This is a genomic window from Streptacidiphilus jiangxiensis, assembly GCF_900109465.1.
GTDB lineage: Bacteria > Actinomycetota > Actinomycetes > Streptomycetales > Streptomycetaceae > Streptacidiphilus > Streptacidiphilus jiangxiensis.
Genome location: NZ_FOAZ01000079.1, coordinates 1 through 3,694, shown reverse-complemented (window position 1 = coordinate 3,694; position 3,694 = coordinate 1). Strand labels below are relative to the sequence as shown.

The 3,694-nt window shown below is 73.3% G+C and carries 3 protein-coding genes and 1 pseudogene; 2 read left to right on the top strand and 2 right to left on the bottom strand.

Annotated features, from left to right (window positions below; genetic code table 11):
- A pseudogene (locus BMY61_RS43680) lies at nucleotides 1-747 on the bottom strand (hypothetical protein); the annotation flags it as partial.
- 764 nt (nucleotides 748-1,511) lie between these two features.
- Entirely contained in the window at nucleotides 1,512-2,279 is a 768-nt protein-coding gene (locus tag BMY61_RS43675) for a GntR family transcriptional regulator (protein ID WP_075004328.1), read from the bottom strand.
- 193 nt (nucleotides 2,280-2,472) lie between these two features.
- Between BMY61_RS43675 and BMY61_RS43670 the strand changes: the two genes are divergently transcribed.
- Both BMY61_RS43670 and BMY61_RS43665 read left to right on the top strand, forming a co-directional pair.
- Entirely contained in the window at nucleotides 2,473-3,072 is a 600-nt protein-coding gene (locus BMY61_RS43670) for a WhiB family transcriptional regulator (RefSeq protein ID WP_052439580.1), read from the top strand.
- On the top strand, nucleotides 3,069-3,694 hold a 626-nt coding region (locus BMY61_RS43665; protein WP_244904236.1), incomplete at its 3' end, for a DUF2637 domain-containing protein. The genes BMY61_RS43670 and BMY61_RS43665, both read left to right, overlap by 4 nt.

Genomic DNA, 3,694 nt, shown 5'->3' with positions numbered 1-3,694 from the left:
CTGCAGGCGCGCCAGCACGCGCGCGCCCGCGTGGACGCTCCCCCCGATCAGGCGCGCCACCGTCGCGGCTGGCCGGCCGACGCGCGTGTCGACCGCGCCGCCGCACAGCCGGACGCGCCCGTCCGCGCGCGCCTGCAGCACGAGGGCCAGCAGGGCGAGCCGGTCCGTCGCCGCGCCGCGCCCGGTCCGGGCGGCGAGCATGCCGGCCTCGGTCCGGGTGCCGTCCCGGTGATCCCACCCCGGTCCGAACAACTGCTCCAGCACGCGCAGCAGCGTGGCCAGCTCCGCGCGGGTCAGCGCGAGCGGATCGGCCCCAGGAGCATGAGCGGCGCTCAGGCCCGGCACGGTGCAGTCCAGTCCGGTCACCGCGCCGGAGGCGGCCCGCCGCTCCCGGGTCGTCAACGCCTCGGCGCTGCGCAGCTCGGCCAGGGCCTTGTCGACGGTGGAGACGCCGACGCCCATCCACCGGGCCAGCTCCGGGACGCGCGTGCGCGCGGTGCAGCCGTCGCGGTGGTTCGCCTTGGCCGTCACGACGATCCGCAGCAGCTGCGCGGCGTCCGAGAGGTCGGCGCCGGAGCCGATCAGCGCGCCGACCGCGGCCGCCAGGCGCCTGCGCGTCGCGCGGCCCAGCTGCAGAGGGCGCGCGGAGGCGTCGCCGGGGGCCAGGCCGCCGGGCAGCGCGACGAGTCGCGCGCGCGTCGGGGCGGGCGCGGTCGAGTCGGCGGGCCGGGCCTTCGGCGCGTTCATGCGCGCACCTGCTCGGCGAGCGGGCAGGACCGGGCGAATCGGGTGGGTGTACGTGGTGCGTGGATCACGTACAGCCATAGATGGTGCGCCGAGGGCTGGTGTGACCGCCGAAGGCGAAAAAGTTTTCCACAGGCCCCTTCGAGGAGGGCCAGGTGGACGGGGCGCGGCGGCCGCGCGGGTACGCGCGTGGGCATGCCGAGCTGACAAACGGCAGGACGGTACTGCAAACTGTCCATGCCTCTCTCTTGGAATGAGGGATGGAAAAGCCCCGCTTCGGTGGGGCAGCTGCTGGTAGGCAGTGACGCCAGGCCTTCGGGCCTGGTCCTCGTACGGCGTGAGCTGCTAACTCGCGTCGGACGGTGAAGGGCTGGTCAGGGAGCTGCTAACTCCGGACCGGCTGCTGATGGGGCGAGGTGCCTTGGCTAGAGGCCCGTCCCGGAAGTGCTACGACAAGGCCGCCCCCTCCGTGCAGTAGGAGGGCGCGCGCCGTGGGCGGCGCGGTGCCGAAGTCCCCCGCCGCAGTGGCCGGAGCTGAGCGCGGCTCACCTGAATCACGTCGAGACCGCCCCCTATCGGCTCGGCACTTCCAACTCCCGGGCCCGCTGGGCACTCGGGGCTGCCGTCTCCCGTCCGGCGCTTAGCCAGCCGGAGGACGCTACAGACCCTCGACACACTATCCCCACTCGTCACATCCGCGCCGGGAGCACGCGCGCGGATTTTGCCGGACGTTTCCCGGCGGCCAAGTCGGGTGAAATGACCGATTGTTAACGCTTCGGATGATCTGTGTGGAGTTCCACGCGGTCAGGTCGAAGCGACGTGATGGTGAGGTAGAGCGGGCCGTCCGCGCCGAGGGCCAGGCGCCGCAGGACCAGCAGGGGCGCGCCGGCGGCCACGCGCAGAGCGCGTGACTGGTCCGGCGTCGCCGACCGGGCCGTCATCTCCAGGGTGTGGCTGGTCTCGACCATGCCGAGCCCGTCCAGGAGAGCCTGGACGTCCTTCACGCCGGGGTCGGTCAGCGCGGGCGCCCGGTCGGCGACCAGGCGCGGGAAGTGCGTCGCGGCGATCCCGAACGGGCTGCTCCCGGCGATCAGCTCCGTGTGGCGGACCAGCAACTGCTCTCCCAGCGCGGAGCCGCTGAGCGCCTTGGCCACCTCGGCGCTGGCCTGCTCCACCTGCGTCCGCGGCGCCTCGAGCACACCTTCTTCGACGGGGCGGAGCCGGCCGTGCCCGTCGAGGAGGAGCCGGATCGGCGAAGGCCGCGGCAGGACCCGGTAGCCCTTGTTGGGCTTCACCTCGAGCCGGCCCTCGTCGACCAGCACGCGTAGGGCCGCGGACACGGTGTTCTTCGCAGCGCCCAAGGAATTGCTGAGGGCGCGCACGGAGGGAAGCCACGCCCATGCCTCGATCTTTCCCGCGTCGATGTCGTCGCGGAGATCGTTCGCAAGCTGCTGGAACTGGGGCGTCGGCATGGTCGGCATGGTCGCCATCTTGCCGCACCAGGGGTGCGGGTCGGGCCGTCCGGGGTGCGTCATCGCTGCTTCCTCCTTGACGTGATCGGACTGAACGGGCACCATCATGGCACACAGTGTCTCAACTGGGATAGGACACAGGGGACACTGTGAGCGTGCGGGTCGGCCCTACCCGAACGCAAAAAACGGCCCCCGGGCTGCCACCCGGAGGCCGTTACAAAACGGGCCGCCCGACCTCTTCGAAGGACCACGACCCATGCTCAGCATCGCATCCGCCCCCGAAACCGACATGGTCGCCCGCGAGAAGGAGCTCACCGCCTACCTCGCCTCGCGGCCCATCGACGTCCTCCTGGACCTCGTCGACCACGACCTCCTCACCGCAGACCTCGCCCGCCAGCTGGACCGCCCCAAGCTGACCGCCCTCCTGGAGCGCCGCGCCTCGTGCCAGGGAGAGGACACCGACCTCTTCTACGCTGGCGACGGCGAGTCCCACTTCGACGGCGAGCTCCGGCGCCAGCACGTGATCTACACCTGGTGCACCGGCTGCCCGGTCGCGACGGCTTGCCTCGAGCGCGCCCTGCGGGACAAGGACTCCGGCGGCATCCACGGCGGCCTCACCGAGCAGGAGCAGCGCGACGAAGCCCGCGCCCACGCCCAGCGCCTCGCCCAGGCGCGCACCAACGACGCGCGCATCGCCGCCGAGGAGTCCGCCTACCTCCGCGCCGCCCGCCGCGCCGCGCGGACCGGCGCCTTCACCAAGGCCACCCCCCTCAGCATCGAGCGGGCCCGCACGGCCGTCGCCGAACTCAGCGAGCTGCGCGCCGCGCGCCGCGCCCGGACGGGGTGGACCGCGTGACCCTCACCCTCCCCACCCCCTCGCTGGCCACCGCCACCCAGCTGCTCACCTCCTGGCAGTTCCTGGTCGGCGTCCTCGTCCTGACGACCGGTCCGACCCTGGCACTGCGCCGCTGGCGCCAGGCCCAGCGCGCGCTCGCGCCGGCCGAGCGCGCCGAGGCCGCCGACCGCCGAGGCCGCCGGCTCGAGGACCACGCCACCCTCGTCATCGCCGCCGCCGCGGCCACCCTGTCCGCCAACGGCCTGCGCCGGGTCGGGCACAACGTCATGGGCCTGAGCACTCCGGCGGACCTGCTCCCCTTCGTCGCCCTCGACATTGCCGCGATGGTCTGCGGCCGCCGCGCCCGTCGCCGTGCCACCCACGGTGAGAGCGGCGGACTGTCCGGCATCCTCTTCTGGGTCCTCGCGGCCATCAGCAGCTTCTTCTCCGCGAGCGAGGCCGGTTCCCTTCTCGGCGCGACCGTCCGCGCCGTGTGGCCCATCCTGGCCGCCGTCCTCTGGGAGATCGGCAGCCTCGACGAACGCCGGGCCGCAGCTGCCCACCGCGGCCGCCCCGACCGGCGCCTGGCCCTGGTCCGTCTCCTTCACCCCGCCGAGTCCCTGAGCGTCGCCATGATCATGGC

Bases quoted from the DNA above. Each gene is read 5' to 3' on its own strand.
- BMY61_RS43675 (WP_075004328.1), bottom strand. From the start codon at position 2,279: ATGACGCACCCCGGACGGCCCGACCCGCACCCCTGGTGCGGCAAGATG.
- BMY61_RS43670 (WP_052439580.1), top strand. From the start codon at position 2,473: ATGCTCAGCATCGCATCCGCCCCCGAAACCGACATGGTCGCCCGCGAG.